The 16,008-nt window shown below is 71.1% G+C and carries 17 protein-coding genes; 6 read left to right on the top strand and 11 right to left on the bottom strand.

The features are described 5' to 3' along the window. Positions 1–15 precede the first annotated feature (15 nt). Positions 16–1,281 carry a styrene monooxygenase/indole monooxygenase family protein gene (locus ACZ4EG_RS25010; RefSeq protein ID WP_453559975.1) on the top strand — a complete coding sequence of 422 codons (1,266 nt, stop codon included), beginning with the start codon at positions 16–18 and terminating at the stop codon, positions 1,279–1,281. Here the strand turns inward: ACZ4EG_RS25010 and ACZ4EG_RS25005 are convergent. From ACZ4EG_RS25005 to ACZ4EG_RS24995, 3 genes are all read right to left on the bottom strand, one after another. After that, on the bottom strand, positions 1,242–2,378 hold the full coding sequence (locus ACZ4EG_RS25005; RefSeq protein WP_453559972.1) for a C40 family peptidase: 1,137 nt from the start codon (positions 2,376–2,378) through the stop codon (positions 1,242–1,244). The two genes, ACZ4EG_RS25010 and ACZ4EG_RS25005, sit on opposite strands and share 40 nt — an antisense overlap. 112 nt (positions 2,379–2,490) lie before the next feature. Further along, positions 2,491–2,805 carry a hypothetical protein gene (locus ACZ4EG_RS25000; protein WP_467792166.1) on the bottom strand — a complete coding sequence of 105 codons (315 nt, stop codon included), beginning with the start codon at positions 2,803–2,805 and terminating at the stop codon, positions 2,491–2,493. 10 nt (positions 2,806–2,815) lie between these two features. Beyond that, a complete protein-coding gene (locus ACZ4EG_RS24995) occupies positions 2,816–3,469 on the bottom strand; it encodes a TetR/AcrR family transcriptional regulator (RefSeq protein ID WP_467792165.1) in 654 nt (217 codons plus the stop codon). A 50-nt stretch (positions 3,470–3,519) separates the two neighbouring features. Between ACZ4EG_RS24995 and ACZ4EG_RS24990 the strand changes: the two genes are divergently transcribed. Continuing rightward, positions 3,520–3,981: a hypothetical protein gene (locus tag ACZ4EG_RS24990; protein ID WP_467792164.1), complete on the top strand. Its 462-nt coding sequence runs from the start codon at positions 3,520–3,522 to the stop codon at positions 3,979–3,981. 28 nt (positions 3,982–4,009) lie between these two features. Here the strand turns inward: ACZ4EG_RS24990 and ACZ4EG_RS24985 are convergent, their stop codons facing one another. Next, positions 4,010–4,948: an AurF N-oxygenase family protein gene (locus tag ACZ4EG_RS24985; RefSeq protein ID WP_390708887.1), complete on the bottom strand. Its 939-nt coding sequence runs from the start codon at positions 4,946–4,948 to the stop codon at positions 4,010–4,012. Between the two features lie 121 nt (positions 4,949–5,069). Here ACZ4EG_RS24985 and ACZ4EG_RS24980 point away from each other — a divergent pair, with 121 nt between their 5' ends. Next, the gene (locus ACZ4EG_RS24980; protein WP_467792163.1) at positions 5,070–6,176 is read left to right on the top strand and encodes a ferritin-like domain-containing protein; all 1,107 of its coding nucleotides are present in this window, start codon (positions 5,070–5,072) and stop codon (positions 6,174–6,176) included. A 111-nt stretch (positions 6,177–6,287) separates the two neighbouring features. Then, complete coding sequence (locus ACZ4EG_RS24975) at positions 6,288–6,881, top strand: Uma2 family endonuclease (RefSeq protein ID WP_467792162.1); 594 nt, start codon at positions 6,288–6,290, stop codon at positions 6,879–6,881. On the opposite strand, the gene ACZ4EG_RS24970 is transcribed toward ACZ4EG_RS24975, so the two are convergent. From ACZ4EG_RS24970 to ACZ4EG_RS24945, 6 genes are all read right to left on the bottom strand, one after another. Then, entirely contained in the window at positions 6,871–7,353 is a 483-nt protein-coding gene (locus ACZ4EG_RS24970) for a DUF3291 domain-containing protein (protein ID WP_453559958.1), read from the bottom strand. The genes ACZ4EG_RS24975 and ACZ4EG_RS24970 overlap by 11 nt on opposite strands. 45 nt (positions 7,354–7,398) lie before the next feature. Then, the gene (locus ACZ4EG_RS24965) at positions 7,399–8,856 is read right to left on the bottom strand and encodes a penicillin-binding transpeptidase domain-containing protein (RefSeq protein ID WP_467792161.1); all 1,458 of its coding nucleotides are present in this window, start codon (positions 8,854–8,856) and stop codon (positions 7,399–7,401) included. After that, positions 8,853–10,214, bottom strand: a complete 1,362-nt coding sequence (locus tag ACZ4EG_RS24960; protein WP_453559953.1) for an FtsW/RodA/SpoVE family cell cycle protein — start codon at positions 10,212–10,214, stop codon at positions 8,853–8,855. The genes ACZ4EG_RS24965 and ACZ4EG_RS24960 overlap by 4 nt, the downstream gene beginning before the upstream one ends. A 78-nt stretch (positions 10,215–10,292) precedes the next feature. Further along, positions 10,293–11,558 carry an ATP-binding protein gene (locus tag ACZ4EG_RS24955; protein WP_453559950.1) on the bottom strand — a complete coding sequence of 422 codons (1,266 nt, stop codon included), beginning with the start codon at positions 11,556–11,558 and terminating at the stop codon, positions 10,293–10,295. Next, entirely contained in the window at positions 11,555–12,277 is a 723-nt protein-coding gene (locus ACZ4EG_RS24950) for a hypothetical protein (RefSeq protein WP_453559947.1), read from the bottom strand. Before ACZ4EG_RS24950 ends, ACZ4EG_RS24955 begins: the two co-directional genes overlap by 4 nt. Positions 12,278–12,447: 170 nt before the next feature. After that, positions 12,448–12,951 carry a protein-tyrosine phosphatase family protein gene (locus ACZ4EG_RS24945; protein ID WP_453559945.1) on the bottom strand — a complete coding sequence of 168 codons (504 nt, stop codon included), beginning with the start codon at positions 12,949–12,951 and terminating at the stop codon, positions 12,448–12,450. Between the two features lie 100 nt (positions 12,952–13,051). On the opposite strand from ACZ4EG_RS24945, the gene ACZ4EG_RS24940 reads away from it, so the two are divergent. Then, positions 13,052–13,855, top strand: a complete 804-nt coding sequence (locus tag ACZ4EG_RS24940) for a nuclease-related domain-containing protein (protein WP_453559943.1) — start codon at positions 13,052–13,054, stop codon at positions 13,853–13,855. 124 nt (positions 13,856–13,979) lie between these two features. On the opposite strand, the gene ligD is transcribed toward ACZ4EG_RS24940, so the two are convergent. Continuing rightward, positions 13,980–14,861: a non-homologous end-joining DNA ligase gene (ligD, locus tag ACZ4EG_RS24935; protein ID WP_453559941.1), complete on the bottom strand. Its 882-nt coding sequence runs from the start codon at positions 14,859–14,861 to the stop codon at positions 13,980–13,982. Positions 14,862–14,922: 61 nt separating this feature from the next. Between ligD and ku the strand changes: the two genes are divergently transcribed. Further along, positions 14,923–16,008, top strand: a complete 1,086-nt coding sequence (gene ku / locus ACZ4EG_RS24930; protein WP_453559938.1) for a non-homologous end joining protein Ku — start codon at positions 14,923–14,925, stop codon at positions 16,006–16,008.

Below are 16,008 nucleotides of genomic sequence, written 5' to 3'. Positions count from 1 at the left end.
GGAGGCACCACCCGCATGCGCAAGATACTCGTCGTCGGAGCCGGCCAGTCCGGACTCCAGCTCGCCCTCGGACTCCAGTCGCACGGGTACGAGGTCACCCTGATGTCGAACCGGACCGCGGACGAGATCCGCTCCGGCCGGGTCATGTCGACGCAGTGCATGTTCCACACGGCGCTGCAGCACGAGCGCGATCTCCAGCTGAACTTCTGGGAGTCCCAGGCCCCGAAGATCGAAGGACTCGGTGTCTCGGTCGCGGCCCCCGGCTCCTGGAGCGAGGGTCCCGCGGCCCGCGCGATCGACTGGGTCGGCAGGCTCGACGGGTTCGCGCAGTCGGTCGACCAGCGGGTGAAGATGGCCGGCTGGATGGAGACCTTCGCCCAGCGCGGCGGCCAGCTGGTCATCCACGGCGCGGCGGTCTCCGACCTCGACTACTTCTCCCGCGCCTACGACCTGGTGCTGATCTCCGCGGGCAAGGGCGAGCTGGTCTCCATGTTCGGCCGGGACGCCGCCCGCTCGCCGTACAGCGAGCCGCAGCGCGCGCTGGCGGTGGCGTACGTGCACGGCATGGGCCCGCGCCCCGAGCACCCGGAGTTCTACGCGGTCCGCTGCAACCTGGTCCCCGGCGTCGGCGAGCTGTTCGTCATGCCGACGCTGACCACGTCGGGCCGCGCGGACATCCTGTTCTGGGAAGGCATCCCCGGCGGCCCGCTGGACGTCTTCAACGGCGTCAAGGACCCGGCCGCGCACCTCTCCCTGACCCTGGAACTCATGGAGAAGTACACGCCCTGGGAGCACGACCGGGCCAAGGGCGTCGAGCTGACCGACGCGGGCGGCACCCTCGCCGGCCGTTACGCCCCCACTGTCCGCAACCCCATCGGCCGCCTCCCCGGCGGCGGCCTCGTGCTGGGTGTCGCGGACGTCGTCGTCGCCAACGACCCGATCACCGGCCAGGGCTCCAACTCGGCGTCCAAGTGCGCGGCCTCGTACCTCGCCTCGATCCTGGAGCAGGGCGAGAAGGAGTTCGACGAGGTCTGGATGCAGCAGACGTTCGACCGCTACTGGAACACGGCCCAGCACGTGACCAAGTGGACGAACGCCATGCTGGCCCCGCCGCCGGAGCACATCCTCAACCTGATCGGGGCGGCGGGCCAGCTCCAGCCGGTGGCCGACCGGTTCGCCAACGCCTTCAACGACCCGGCCGACTTCGAGAACTTCTTCTACGAGCCCGAGAAGACGGAGGCCTACCTCGCCGCCGTGGCCGGAGCCGCGGCCGGGGCGTAACCCTGGTCGGCGCCCTTCAGGGCACCGCGGGGGAGCTTCGGCGGCGTGTAGCGCGGCAGGGGCTCCCCGCCCGGGTCGGGGCGTACGGCGCCGAGCACCGGGTTGGCCGCGATCGGCGACACCTTGACCTTGGCGCCGGGCCGCGGTGCCTGTACGACCTTTCCGTCGCCGAGGTAGAGGGCGACGTGCGTGGCCTGCGGGAAGTACACGACGAGGTCACCGGGCCGCAGCTCGCGCAGCGGAACGTGCCGCAGCCGGGCCCACTGCTCCTGGCTGGTCCGCGGGATGGGCGTCCCGGCGTGCTCCCAGGCCTGGGAGGTCAGTCCCGAGCAGTCGTACGCCGACGGACCCACCGCACCCCACTGGTACGGCTTGCCGAGCTGGGCCACCGCATAGCGCACGGCCTCGTCGCCCTGCTTCGAGGGGGCCCGCACACTGCTGAGGGCGCCGGACGCCATGACCTTCTGCTGCGCGCCCGCGATCCCGATGCGCTCGAACTCGGCGAGCGCGGCGAGCTGGTCGCGGCTGAGCGAGGCGAGCATCTCCTCGACGTCGCCGAGCCGCTTGCGCACGTCGTCCCGCTGCTTCTTCTGCCGCTCGGCGAGGCTGAGTTGCCTGTCGAGGGCCTTGCGGGCCTCCCTGGCCAGGTCCTCCTTCCTCTTCTCGCTGCCCACGAGCCGCCCCACCGTCTCGGCCCGCTCCCGTGACAACTGCCCGATGACATGTCCCGCGTCGAGGGCGTGCTGCGGGTCGTCGGCGAGGAGGAGGCGTACGTACGAGGAGATCCCGGTGCTGCCCTGGTACTGCTGCCGGGCCAGCCGTCCGGCCGCGCTGCGGCTGCCGAGCAGCGCGAGCCGGGCACGGGCGAGTTCGCCGTCCAACCGTTCCACCCGGGCGCGCTGCTTCTTCAGCTTCTCCCCGGTGGCGTTGTAGGTCTCGGTGGCCTGTTCGGCCTGCCGGTACAGCCGCTGAAGGTCCGTCAGCAGCTGGGACACCGGGCGCTGCGGGCCGGGCGCGGCCGCCGCGGGGACGGGCGCGAGCATGGCCTGGGCCGCCACCGCGGCCGTGCAAGCCAGGCGCAGAAACCTTTCTGACACGTCGTCACCTCCGGACCGGGGAGGGCGGGCCTTCCGCTTCTCTCCGCACCGTGAGAAATAGACGTGGTGGTGCGACTCGCGCGTCGAATGTACGCGGTTCGGTGCAACGGCTTCACCCGTGGGTGTCATCCCGGTTGCCGGACGGCGTGGCGTCTGGCTCGATGCCGGGTTTCGACCAGGGCCACTTCAGCCGGCCGCCCTTCCTGCCCTCCGGGTCGTACGCGTACTTCCACGACTGGACCAGCCCGAGCCGCTTGCTGTGCTCCCGGGGGACACGGCGGTAGACGAGGACGGTGGGCCTGCCGCCGTGCGCGTCCGGGACCGGGATGCGGTACGCCTTCGGGGGGTGGCCGGTGGGTCCCACCAGCACGGGGAGCACGCGCCCGTCCATCGGCCCGCCCTCGAAGGGGGTGTCCTGTGTCTTCACGGCACCAGTCTCAGCCATCCGTCGACAGCGCCGCGACGAGGGCGGCCGTCTGCGGGTCGCGGCCGGCGGTGACCGTCAGGACGGCCACGAACTGCTCGACCAGCCAGTCGCGGAGCTCGTCGGCGGGGGGCTGCTTGTCCTCGTCGAGCCAGATCAGGGAGGCCGCCTCCACGGCCGTGATCCACATCCGCACGGTCATGCGCAGACGCGGGCCGGGGTCCGTGACGCCGAGGTGGCTGAGGATGTGCTCGGCGGCGGCCCGGCGCACGCCGTCCACGATGGCGGTGGTCCGCGAGGTCTCGGCGACGCTGCCGCCCTGGAGCAGCGCGCTGAAGCCGGCGTCGTGCTCGTCGACGAAGGTGAGGTAGCGGTCGAGGGCGCGGGCGAGGCGGGGGAGGAGGGAGCCCTGGCGGGGCTCGTCGAAGCACTGCTGGAGCTCCTCGGCGGCGGACCTGAGTGCGGCCTCGTACAGCTGCTGCTTGCCGCCCGGGAAGTACCGGTAGACCAGCGGCCGCGAGACTCCGGCCGCCTCCGCCACGTCGTCCAGCGACACGTCCTCCGGGGCGCGGTGCGCGAAGAGCGAGAGCGCCGTGTCGAGCAGCTGGCGCCGCCGCTCTTCGACACTGAGGCGACGGTAGGCGGGCGTGGCGGCCGGCGGGGTCATGTCCCGCAGCGTAACCGTGGCGGCGCTACGGTGACGGCCGGAGGTGGGGGATGAGCGACAACTGGCTGATCGTGATCCCGGAGGATCCGTACTGGCAGCCGGAGCGCGCGGCGGCGGACCGAGCCGCCGCGGCATTCGCCGGGATGCTCTCCGAGCAGGGACGACGGGGCCTTGAGGCGCTGTGGCACGACAAGGTGGAGGTTGTGCACTGCTTCGGGAACCTGGAGCGGGTCACCTGCCCCCGCTGCGGCGCGGACCTGCACACCGGGAGCTGGCTGGGCGAGGCCATCACGGAGCGTTTCGAGGACGGCTACGCCACGCTCGACGTCACCGTCCCCTGCTGCGGTGCCGGAGTCTCGCTGAACGACCTGGTCTACGACTGGCCGATGGGGTTCGCGAGATTCCGGCTCGCCGTCCTCTACCCTGACCGGGCCTGGCTGACGGACGCCGAGCTGACCGAGATCGCCGACGCCCTCGGTCACCCCGTACGCCAGATCCTGGCCCATCTGTGAGTCCGGGCGGACAGGCCCCGGGCCGGCCCTAGGCCAGCAGCCCCGAGGACTTCCACAGGCGTCGGCCCACGCCCCGCAGCACTCCGATGTCGTCCAGGAAGTCCGTCAGGCGCTTCGCTCCCGTCTGCATCACCTCGCGGCGGTGGGCGCTGGCCTTCACCTGGGCCATCGCCTCCCGCTTGTCCAGGCCCACGTTGGTGTAGACCTCGGGGTTCACGAAGGCCACCGAGAACACACGGGCGAACTCGCCGGAGGTGACCCGGGTGAACTCCTGGGACCACCGGGGAGCCGTCAGCATCTGGCGGCGGAGCTCCTCGCGGGCGTAGCGGACGTGACGGGCCTCCTCGACCACGTGGATACGGGTCACCCCGCGGATGAGGGGCTGGACCCGCTCGTCGGGGAACGTCAGCCGCTGCATCCAGTCGAGGACCTCCTCGCCGAGCAGCGTGGCGGTGAAGGAACCCGGGGTGGTGGAGATCGTCTTGAAGACGCGGCCCAGCGCCAGGTGGGCCGGGCTCACCGGATACCAGGGCGCGTCGCCCCGCGAGATCAGCCGGGCGAACATCTTGGAGTGCCGGCACTCGTCCTCGATCTCGGTGAGCGCGTACCGGACGTGCGCGCTCGTCGCCGCCTTGTCGTAGATGTGCCGTACCAGCAGCTGCATGAGGATGATCTCGAACCAGATGCCCAGCGAGGCCAGCGCCGCCGACTCGTGCTGGGAGAGCAGGATCCGCTGCTCCTCGCTCATCCGCTTCCACAGCGGCGTGCCGTACAGCGACACCAGCTCCGGCGGCCAGAACCACTTGCCCTCCTCGAAGGGCGCGTCCCAGTCCAGCTCCTTGTCGGGGTCGAAGGAGTGCTTGGCGGAAGATACGAGCAGCCGCTCGGCCACCTGCTCGCGGTCCTTGAGCAGGCCCAGCGCGTCGCGCAGACCCTCGACCGCGTCGGCTTCCGTCAGGGTCGTCATAACTCCCTCATCTCGTTACCCGGGGGTAAGTAGTCGACTCTTATGAGACTGCCTGTCAGTAAGACCGTCAATCCCTTGCGCATGACTTGTTGACTCGCCGTCTACGTGTGAGCCTGCGGGTATGCCGACCAACGACCTGTACGCCAAGCACCCGGGAGACCCCCACTGGCAGGTGCCCGCGACCGGAGCGGCCCGGTTCAGCTGGGAGTACGACGAAGGCCGTGACCGCCTGCTCGCCCTTTACCAGAAGGGCAAGGACAAGCAGTGGGACGGACAGAGGCGGATCGACTGGCACCTGGAGGTCGACCCGTACGACCCGCTCGGCACCCCCGACGAGGCGATGTCCCTGTACGGCAGCAAGTACTGGGCGAAGCTCACCGACAAGGACAAGGGCGACCTGCGGCAGCACTACGCCTCCTGGCAGTTCAGCCAGTTCCTGCACGGCGAGCAGGGCGCGATGATCTGCGCGGCGCGGATCGTGGAGTCCGTCCCCGACCTGGACGCCAAGTTCTACTCCGCGACCCAGACGATGGACGAGGCCCGGCACGCCGAGATATACGGGCGTTTCCTGCACGAGAAGATCGGGATGCTCTACCCGATCAACGACAACCTCCAGTCCCTGCTCGGCGACACCCTCCGCGACAGCCGCTGGGACATGCCCTACCTGGGCATGCAGGTCCTCATCGAGGGGCTCGCGCTGGCCGCCTTCGGCATGATCCGGGACACCACCGACAAGCCCCTGCCCAAGCAGATCCTGGCCTACGTCATGCAGGACGAGGCCCGGCACGTGGCCTTCGGCCGCATGGCGCTGCGCGACTACTACAAGCAGCTCACCGACGCCGAGCTGCGTGAGCGCGAGGAGTTCGTCATCGAGGGCTGCTACCTGATGCGCGACCGGCTGCGCGGGGTCGAGGTCCTGGAGAACTTCGGCATCCCGAAGGCGGAGGCGGAGGAACTCAGCGAGCGCTCCGAGTTCCTTCAGCTCTTCCGCAAACTGCTGTTCAGCCGCATCGTGCCCTGCGTGAAGGACATCGGCCTGTGGGGCGAGCGCCTCCAGCGGGCCTATGTCGACATGGGCGTACTGGAGATGGGCGACTCCAACCTGGACCTGCTGATGGCCCAGGACGAGGAGATCGCCGAACACCTGGACGCGGAGCGCTTCGCGGTGGAGGAGCGGGAGCGGGTGGCGGAGGTGGAGGAGGCGATTGAGAGGGGGGCGGACGTCTGACCGTTCCGGTCGTCAACGGCGCGTTCCGTTATCACTCTACGGAACGGCGCATTGGCGTTCGCGCTGGGCAGGCTGGCTATGCCCGTAAGACCCTGTCGCATGGGAGTAATCATGAGTGCCGCACGCGAGTACGGGCTGGACGACGACTGCGAATGGCCCCGTCCGCCGGTCGGCGGGTGGACGGCCGACGACCTGGACCGGCTCCCGAACCTGCCTCCGCATACGGAGCTGATCGACGGGAGTCTCGTCTTCGTGAGTCCGCAGACGCTGTTCCACGTGCGCGCGATTCGCCTGCTGGACCGAGCCCTATACGATCAGGCGCCGGACAAGTTCGAGGTCTACCGGGAGTTCACGGTCACGCTCGACGACCAGAACCGCCCCGAGCCGGATGTGCTGGTGGCCCGAAGCGGCGCCGACACGGGTCCCAAGGACACCCGGCTCCTGCACGAGGACGTCATCCTGGCTGTCGAGGTCGTCTCCGAGGACTCCCGCGCACGGGATCGGGAGGTCAAGCCCCGCAAGTACGCGGCTGCGGGTCTTGCGTACTACTGGCTGGTCGAGGAGAGCGACGGACTCCCGGTGGTCCACGTCTACGAACTGGATCCGATCACCAAGGCGTACGTGCCCACCGGCATCTTCCACAACCGGCTCAAGCTCACCCTTCCGTTTCCCATCGACATCGATCTCACGGCCATCAAGCCCTGACCACCGGTTGCACCTGCCCCGGAGAGAACGACGTGCGCAGAGTGAACGCATACCCCGTCGGACCATGCTCCCGAAGATGCAGCAACCGCTCCTCCGCCTCCCCCACCGTAGGCCGATGCCCTGCCGGCACCCACCACAGCGTGGCCATGGCCTCCTCGACGCGCTCGAACCACTCCCTGCGCCGGGCGAGCAACTCCCGGTGCTGCCCCTGGTACATGAACGCCGTGAGCGCGTTCGTGTCCCGCCACACCGACATGTTGATGACCAGCCACTCGTCCCCGAGCACGGGGATGTCGGTCGCGTTGCCGGAGTCGCTCTGCAGGCGCCACACGAACCCGTCGGCGGCGTCCGCCACGGCGTTCACGGGGTCGAGCGCATCGACGAAGTACTTCAACTCCGGTGAATCCAGCGGGAACTTGAGGCGGGCGATATTGACCTGGGCGAGTTCGTACGCGGCTGTGGATGCGGTCATGACCGAACGGTAGGTCGGGCCACCCGGCCCGCGGTACCCCCCGTCTCACGAGTCGAGAACCGCCCGCATCACCGCCTTCGCGATCGGTGCCGCGTCCCCGCCCCCGCTGATGTCACCGCGGTCCGCCGCCGCGTCCTCCACCACCACGGCCACCGCCACCCTCGGCTCCAGCTGGTCGTCGCGCTGCGCCCACGACACGAACCAGGCGTACGGCACACCGGAGTTGCCGATGCCGTGCTGGGCGGTGCCGGTCTTGCCGCCGACCGTGGCGCCGGGGATCGCGGCGTTGGCGCCGGTGCCCTCCCGCACCACGTCGGTCATCAACTCCCGCATCCGCACGGCCGTCGCCGGGTTCATCGCCTGGCGGATCGGACGGGAACCGGTCGTCGCGACCGTCTCGCCGCCCCGGCGGACGGTCCGCTCCACCAGATACGGCGTCCGCACCTGCCCGCCGTTGGCGACGGCCGCCGCGACCATCGCCATCTGGAGCGGCGTGGCCCGCGTGTTGTACTGGCCGATGGATGACAACGCCAACTGCGCCTTGTCCACCTGGGTGTCGAAGGTGCTCGGCGCGACCGAGAAGGGGATCCTCAGGCCGGTGTCGTTGAAGCCGAAGGCCTGGGCCGTCGAGGCCATGGCTTCGAGCCCCACGTCCACGCCCAGCTTCGCGAACACCGTGTTGCACGACCACTCGAACGCGGCCCGCACCGAGCTGTCCTCACAGTCGTCGGACTCGTTCGTCAGACGCGTCCTCGTGCCCGGCAGCTTGTAGGGGTCGGGGGAGTCGGTGGGCGCGTCCAGGTCGCTGACGACCCCCGCGTCCAGCGCCGCCGCCGCGGTGACCACCTTGAAGGTGGAACCCGGCGGATAGGTCTGCCGTACGGCCCGGTTGAGCATCGGCTGCTCCGGGTCGTCGTTGAGCCGCGCCCAGGCCGAGGTCACCCGGTCGCCGTTCCCGGACAGCTCGGCGGGGTCGTACGAGGGGGTGGACACCAGCGCCAGGATCCGGCCGGTCGACGGCTCGACGGCCGCCACCGCGCCCTTGCGCGCGCCGAGCCCCCGGTACGCCGCCTCCTCTGCGGCCCGGTTGAGCGTCGTGACGACGTCCCCGGGCCGGTTTCGCGCCCGCGTGACGTCGTTCCACAGGGGGAACAGCGACAGCATCGGGTCGGTGCCGGACAGGATGCCGTCCTCGGCGTGCTCCAGGAACGTCGTGCCGTACACCTGCGAGGCGAAGCCGGTCACCGGGGCGTACAACGGCCCGTTCCGGTAGGTCCGTTCGTGGCGGAGCTGCTCGCCGGTGTCCTTGGAGCCGGTGACCGGGATGCCGTCGACCAGGATGTCGCCGCGCGGCTGGCCGTAACGGGCGATCGCGGAGCGGCGGTTGGCCGTGTTGCCGTCGTAGGAGGGGGCCTGGACGACCTGGACGCGGGCGGCGTTGACGAGCAGCGCCACCATCAGCAGGGCGCAGAACGCGGCGGCGTGCCGCATGTACTTGGTCACGGGGCCACCCGGCCGTCGTACTGGCTGCGGGCCGAGTCGCTGACCCGGATCAGCAGGGCCACGATCGTCCAGTTGGTGACGACGGAGGAGCCGCCCTGCGCCAGAAACGGCATCGCCATGCCGGTCAGCGGGATCAGCCCGGTCACCCCGCCCGCGATCACGAACACCTGCAGCGCCACGATCGAGGCGAGGCCGAGGGCGAGCAGCCGGCCGAAGGGGTCGCGCAGCGCGAGCCCGGCCCGGTAGCCGCGCTCCACGAGGAGGCCGTACAGGATGAAGATCGCTGACAGGCCGGCCAGGCCCAGCTCCTCGCCGGCCGTCGCCAGGATGAAGTCCGACTTGGCCGCGAAGCCGATCAGGATGGAGTGGCCGAGGCCCAGCCCGGCGCCGAGGATCCCGCCCGCCGCGAAGGCGAACAGGGACTGGGCGAGCTGGTTGGGGCCGAGGCCCGCCTCGATCGTGGCGAACGGGTGCTGCCAGTCCTGGACCCTGCTGTGCACATGCGGTTCCAGCCAGCCGACGGCGACCGCGCCGAGCACCGCGAGCAGCAGGCCGACCGCGATCCAGCCGGTGCGGCCGGTCGCCACGTACAGCAGGACGACGAACAGGCCGAAGAAGAGCAGCGAGGTGCCGAGGTCCCGCTCCAGGACCAGGACGCCCACGCTGATCAGCCAGATGGCGAGGACCGGGCCGAGGACCCGGCCGGTGGGCAGCTGAACGAACCAGATCCGGCGGCCCGCGTAGGCGAGCGCGTTGCGGTTGGCCGCCAGGTACGCGGCGAAGAACACCGCGAGGAGCACCTTCGCGAACTCGCCCGGCTGGATGGAGAATCCGGCGAACAGGATCCAGATGTGGGCGCCGTTCACGGCCGGGAAGAGAATCGGCACCATCAGCAGGGCAAGGGCGGTGACCACGCTGACGTACGCGTAGCGCTGGAGCACCCGGTGGTCGCGCAGCAGCAGCACCACCACGATGAACAGCGCCACGCCGAGCGTGGACCAGACGAGTTGGGCGGGGGCGGCCCGGTCGCCGGGGGTCTCCAGGTCGAGCCGGTAGATGAGGACCAGGCCGAGGCCGTTGAGCAGCACGCCGATGGGCAGCGGGAGGGGATCGGCGTACGGGGCCCGGACGCGGACCGCGATGTGTGCGAGCAGGGCGAGCACGCCGAGCCCGGCGCCGTAGCCGACGGCACCGGGCGGGACGGTGCCGGTCTTCGCCAGGCCGACGTCGCAGTAGCCGTACACGCACAGCAGCACGGCCAGCACGATCAGGGCGAGTTCGATGCCACGGCGCCGGGGGAGACGTACATCGGGCGCGGGGGCCTGCCTCGCCGTCACAGTGGTTCCGGCCTTCGTCATGTCCGGAACTTACCTAAACGGGGCGCCTTGCGCGCCCTGTCACCGATGCCAGCGTGGCGAGCCCCGCCCAGGGTCCCGTCACACCGCCTCGGACGCCCCCGGACCGGCCGACGGCAGCGTCAGCGTGGCCACCGCGCCGTCGTCGAGGGCGTTGGTGAAGGTCAGCCGGGCGCCGAGCACCTCCGCCTGGCCCAGCGCGATGGTCAGCCCGAGCCCATGGCCCTTCGCCCCGCCCTCGGTGCGGAAGCGCTGCGGTCCGTGCTCCACCAGGTAGTCCGGATAACCGTCCCCGTGGTCCCGTACGACCACGACCGGACCGTCCACCGTCAGCACCACCGGGCCCCGCCCGTGCTTGTGCGCGTTCGCCACCAGGTTCCCGAGCACCCGCTCCAGCCGGCGCCGGTCGGTCTCCACCCGGACGTCGCGTACGACCTTCACCTCGGTGTCGGTGCCCGACCCGCACACCACCCGCCGGGCCAGCGCGCCCAGCTCCTCCGTGTCCAGGTCCAGCCGCTCCCGCCCGGTGTCGAGCCGGGAGATCTCCAGCAGGTCCTCGGTGAGCGTGCGCAGCGCCGCCACCCGGTCCCGCACCAGCTCCGTCGGCCGGCCCGGCGGCAGCAGCTCGGCCGCCGCGTGCAGCCCGGTCAGCGGGGTGCGCAGCTCGTGCGCCACGTCCGCGGTGAACCGCTGCTCGCTCAGCAGCTTGCTCTGCAGCGACGACGCCATCGAGTCCAGCGCGGCGGCGACCGCGGCCACCTCGTCGTGGGAGCGCGCCACGTCCTTCGTCCGCGGGTCGTTCACGCGCGCGTCCAGGTCGCCCGCGCTGATCCGCCGGGCCACCCGTGCCGTGCCGTGCAGCCGCCGGGTCACCCGGGTCACCGCGAACGCGCCGATCAGCAGGGTCACCGTGATCGCCAGCCCCGACGACCACAGGATCGACCGGTCGAGTCCGGCGATGGTGCGGGCCTGCTGCGAGTAGTCGACCTCGACGGCCAGCGCCCGCCTGCCGTCGGCCGGGCCCGCCGCCCACATCGTGGGACGCCCGCGATGGACCGCGACCATCGTGCCGCGGTCCCCGGCCACCGCCAGCGTCCGCAGCGGCTCCGGCAGCCCGGCGGGGTCCACCCCGGCGCCGGGCAGCAGCGCGTCCCCGGCCTGGTACGCCCTGGTCGCGTCCGCCAGCCGGTCCAGCGCCTGGTCCCGGGCCTGGCCGACGGTCTGGTTGGTCACCGAGACATGCACCAGGATGCCGAGCAGGGCGGCCAGCGCACAGCACATCACCGAGATGAACGCGGCGGACTTCGCCGCGAGCGTCCCGGTCCACTGGGGCAGGCTCATCCTCATCGCCCGCTCGCCGAGGGGGAGGCGGACGGGGTGGGCGACTGCTTGCGCCGGCCGGTGCGCAGGAACTCGTCGCGCGTGAACACCATCGCGTGCTGGCTCTGGTCCCACTCCCAGGTCGTGCGGTACTCGTAGCCGGTGATCCCGGCCGGAGAGCGCACGATCACCGCCCGTCCGGCGAGCTCGACCCCGATGATCGCGTCGTTGTCGGACATGACCTGGACCAGCCGGTCCCCCTCGAAGGCGTAGACGCGCACGGCGGTCTGGTTGGTCGGCAACAGCCGGAAGCCCAGCGTCAAGTCCTCCCGGCCGTCGCCGGTCAGGTCCCGGTAGTACGCCTTCAGCAGCGGGCACCGGCCGCGGCTGCCGCCCTTGCCGCACTCGTCCATCCGCGCGGCCGTCTCGTGGTACGGGCCCTTGGCGCCGTAGTCGGCCGGGTGCGCGGCGATCTCCGCCCGTACGACGGCCACCGGATCGATCTTGCGGATGTCCCGGCCGGGATCGGTGAAGCCCTTCACCACCTCGGTCGACCCCTCGTCGTACTTATAGGCGGGGCTGGACGCCGGCCGCAGATCCGGCCAGAGCTTCACGGGGCTGATCGCGGTGGGGGTCGCACCGTCGCGTCGCAGTTCGCCCATGTCGCCGCAGGCTGCCGCCGTCGCCGCGAGAAGGCCGACGGCGACGGCGGAGAGAGCGGTGCGCGCGGGACGGCTGAAAGGCACGGTACTCCTGTGGCTCGGATCGATCGGTGGCGCCGTACACCCTATTCGTCCGGAGAAACGGTTATCCCGCTACTTGGCTACTTGGCGGTCCCGGCGGCGGGCTCTGCCGTGCGTGGCAGGATCCGCCGGTCGGCGGGCTCAGCGGCAGGGCTTCGAGCGGCAGGGCTTCGCTACTCGGCCAGTTCCTCCAGGAGCCGGACGGTCGGCAGGCCCGTGCGCAGATAGTCGACGAACAGCTCGTTGTGCAGGGCCCAGGGGGAGCGGCGGCTGCGGATGAGCCGGATGGCCTCCTCGGCGGAGTGCCCCCGGCCGACCAGGGCGTGCGCGACCACCAGCCCCGAGCGGTTGTAGCCGCTGTAACACCGCACGAGCACGCTCCGCCCCGCGTCCAGCGCGTCGCCCGCGGCCCGGGCCAGCCGCATGACACCGGCGAGCTGGGTGCCGTCCAGCGGACCGTCCGGTATCGGCCACACATGGTGCTCCACACCGGGGTCCGGCCCGTGCCCCGGCAGCCTCAGCAAGGTCTGCACAAGATCGAACTCGTCCCGGACGACGGCGAGCTCCAGCCCCGAGGGCCCCTTGAACTCGTGCCCGCCCATCCACAGACCGGGCACTATCTCGCTCCATGGGCTGTCCGGAGCCGGTACGTCGGGTTGCTTCCTGCGGGTCCGCAACGGCGCCTCCCCACCTGCCCCTCCCAACTGGTCTCAAAGGTAGCCGGGTTCTTGCCCCTGAAGCACGCCTCCTGTTCCCATGGTCGAGGGGTGATGGCACATGAGCGGACTGCGCGTCGTGCCGGTCTGGCGGCACGGCCAGGAACGGCTGTACGTCTGTCTCACGGACGGAAGGAACATCGCCTGGTACGACCGTGAGGCGGCCCGGGTCAACCTGCTCAGCGAGGAGAGCAGGGAGGACGTGATGGAGGCGCTGGGCCCCTTCCTGACCGGCCCGGTACTGGTGGGCCCGCCCCCGGTCCCGACACCGGCGGAGCTCGCCCGCCTCTCGCTCCACCCCGACGACGACCTGGCCCCGAACCGCCCCGGCGAGGCCCTCCTCGTGGCCCTGGACCGGGACCCGGCCCCGCCCCACCGCCTCCGCCCGGACCCGCGCCGCCGGGCCCTGCTGGCCGAGCAGGCCGTGGGCGAGGTCCTGGACCGCCTGGACGGCGTGGGCTGGCACGCGCTGCACTCGGTCCCGCTGCCCGGCGGCGACCGCATCCACCATCTGCTCATCGGCCCCGGCGGGCTGTTCGCCCTGCACGCCCTCTACGCCCGGAAACAGCGGGTCCTGGTGGCCGACCCCATGGTCGCCCTGGGCCGCCGCGAGCCGCGCCCGCTGCTGCGCCGCGTCCGCGCCGACGCCGACCGGGCGTCGTACGCGCTGACGGCCGAGGTCCGCCCGGTCCTGGCCCTGGCGGGCCCCGCGACCCTCTCCGTCCCGGCCCCGCTCCGCGAGATCCGCGTCCTGCAGGACACCGAGCTGGCGGGGCTGGCCCGGCTGGGGGGTGTGCTGAAGCCGGCGGATGTGGAGGCGTTGCATGCGATGGCCCGGGACCGCAACACGTGGTCGAGGGTGTGAGGGCTGGTCGTCGAGGGTTCGGCTGCGGGTGGTCGGGCTGGTGCCGGGGAGGGTGAGCGCCTTCCGGTGGGTCGGGTGGGTCCGGTGGGCTCGGTGAGTTCGGTCAGTCCGCTGAGCGCGGCGTTCACGGCAAGGAGCTCGCGCGCCCCGCATCCAGCAACGGCGCCATCAGATCCCCGAAGTCCTGCAACCGCGGCGCGATGTCCCCCGCCCGGAAGGCCAGCCGCCCCGCCTCCCGGCACTCCTCGACCTCCTCCCACGTCACCGGAGTGGAGACGGCCGGCTCACGCCGCGCACGAAGGGTGTACGGAGCCGCCGTGGTCTTCCGCGCGGCGTTCTGGCTCCAGTCCACGAACACCTTCCCGGGCCGCAGACTCCGCGTCATCCGGTGCACCACCAGCCGGGGCAGCGCCCGCTCCGCCTCCACGGCCAGCCCCTTGGCGTACTCCGACGCCCGCTCCGACGACACCCCCCGCACCGCCGCGAGCAGATGCAGCCCCTTCGACCCGGACGTCTTCGCATACGCCTCGACCCCGTCGTCGGCCAGCCGCGCCCGGAGCCACAACGCGACCTCACAGCAGTGCACGATCGTCGCCGGGGCACCGGGATCGAGGTCGAAGACGAGCCGGTCCGCCTCCCCGGGCGCCTCGATCACCCACTGGGGCGTGTGGAACTCGGTGACGAGGTTCGACGCCCACATCAGCGAGGCCAGATCCTGCACGAGCACCATCCGCGCGGGCCCGTCCGACCGCGGCACCTCCGCGGTGGTGACCCAGTCGGGCGTACCGGGCGGCACGTTCTTGGTGAAGAACACCTGACCGTCCGGCCCGTCCGGGTACCGCAGGAAGGACACCGGACGGTCCCGGAGATGCGGAAGAAGAGCCTCCGCGACGGTCGCGTAGTAGTGCAGCAGCTCGCCCTTGGTGAAGCCGGTTGCCGGATACAGCACCTTCTCCAGATTGCTGAGCGCGACCCGTCGCCCCTCCACCTCAGTGATCGGCGTCATACGATGAGAATCCCACGAAACCGCAATAAACCGGCGTTTACGGATCGGAAGGGTGCTGCACGTGCGATCCATATGGAACGGCGCCATCTCCTTCGGCCTGGTCAGCATCCCGATCAAGCTGGTGAACGCCACCGAGAGCCACGCGATCTCGTTCCGCCAGATCCACACCGAGGACGGCGGCCGCATCCGCTACCGCAAGGTCTGCGAACTGGAGGACCGTGAGGTCAGCGGCGCGGAGATCGGCAAGGGGTACGAGGACGCGGACGGCTCGATCATCCCGATCACCGACGAGGACCTGGCCAACCTTCCGATCCCCACCGCACGGACCATCGACATCGTCGCCTTCGTCCCGGCCGACCGGATCGACCCGCTCCAGATGGACGCCGCGTACTACCTCGCGGCCGGCGGCGCCCCGGCCGCGAAGCCGTACACCCTGCTGCGAGAGGCCCTCCAGCGCAGCAACAAGGTGGCCATCGCGAAGTACGCGCTGCGCGGCCGCGAACGCCTGGGCATGCTGCGCGTGGTCGGCAACGCCATCGCGATGCACGGTCTGCTGTGGCCGGACGAGGTCCGCGCTCCCGAGGGTGTCGCCCCGGACGTGGACGTCACGGTCCGCGACAAGGAACTCGACCTCGCGGACGCCCTGATGGACACCCTCGGCGAGGTCGACCTTGAGGACCTGCACGACGAGTACCGCGAGGCCCTGGAAGAGGTCATCGCCGCGAAGGCGGCCGGCGAGGAGCTACCCGAGGCCCCCGCTCCCGCGCCCGGGGGCAAGGTGCTCGACCTGATGGCGGCCCTGGAGAAGAGCGTGCGGGCAGCGAAGGAGTCCCGGGGCGAGGAAGTGGCCGGTGAGACGGGGGAGACGGCCGAGGCAGCCGAGGCAGGAGCCGAGGTCACCCCGCTCCCGCCGCGCAGAACGACCCGGGCCGCACCCAAGGAGACGGGCGGCAAGAAGACGACGGCCGCGGCGAAGAAGACGGCCGCGCCCGCGAGCAAGTCGAAGAGCGCCGTGAAGAAGACGACGGCCAAGCAGACGACCGCGAAGAAGACGGCAGCCAAGCAGACGACCGCGAAACAGGCGCCCGCCAAGAAGGCGACGAAGGCGGCAGCGAAGAAGGCCACGCCCCGCAAGCGCACCGCGTGA

The sequence above is a fragment of the Streptomyces sp. NPDC025638 genome (genome assembly GCF_055558775.1).
Note: the sequence above shows the minus strand (reverse complement) of the source record. Positions and strands in the feature narration are given on the sequence as shown.

Excerpts from the sequence above, each read along its gene's own strand:
- ACZ4EG_RS25010 (WP_453559975.1), top strand. The coding sequence starts at position 16 with ATGCGCAAGATACTCGTCGTCGGAGCCGGCCAGTCCGGACTCCAGCTC.
- ACZ4EG_RS24995 (WP_467792165.1), bottom strand. The coding sequence starts at position 3,469 with ATGACCCCGCCGGCCGCCACGCCCGCCTACCGTCGCCTCAGTGTCGAA.
- ACZ4EG_RS24990 (WP_467792164.1), top strand. The coding sequence starts at position 3,520 with ATGAGCGACAACTGGCTGATCGTGATCCCGGAGGATCCGTACTGGCAG.
- ACZ4EG_RS24985 (WP_390708887.1), bottom strand. The coding sequence starts at position 4,948 with ATGACGACCCTGACGGAAGCCGACGCGGTCGAGGGTCTGCGCGACGCG.
- ACZ4EG_RS24980 (WP_467792163.1), top strand. The coding sequence starts at position 5,070 with ATGCCGACCAACGACCTGTACGCCAAGCACCCGGGAGACCCCCACTGG.
- ACZ4EG_RS24975 (WP_467792162.1), top strand. The coding sequence starts at position 6,288 with ATGAGTGCCGCACGCGAGTACGGGCTGGACGACGACTGCGAATGGCCC.
- ACZ4EG_RS24970 (WP_453559958.1), bottom strand. The coding sequence starts at position 7,353 with ATGACCGCATCCACAGCCGCGTACGAACTCGCCCAGGTCAATATCGCC.
- ACZ4EG_RS24960 (WP_453559953.1), bottom strand. The coding sequence starts at position 10,214 with ATGACGAAGGCCGGAACCACTGTGACGGCGAGGCAGGCCCCCGCGCCC.
- ACZ4EG_RS24955 (WP_453559950.1), bottom strand. The coding sequence starts at position 11,558 with ATGAGGATGAGCCTGCCCCAGTGGACCGGGACGCTCGCGGCGAAGTCC.
- ACZ4EG_RS24940 (WP_453559943.1), top strand. The coding sequence starts at position 13,052 with ATGAGCGGACTGCGCGTCGTGCCGGTCTGGCGGCACGGCCAGGAACGG.
- ligD (WP_453559941.1), bottom strand. The coding sequence starts at position 14,861 with ATGACGCCGATCACTGAGGTGGAGGGGCGACGGGTCGCGCTCAGCAAT.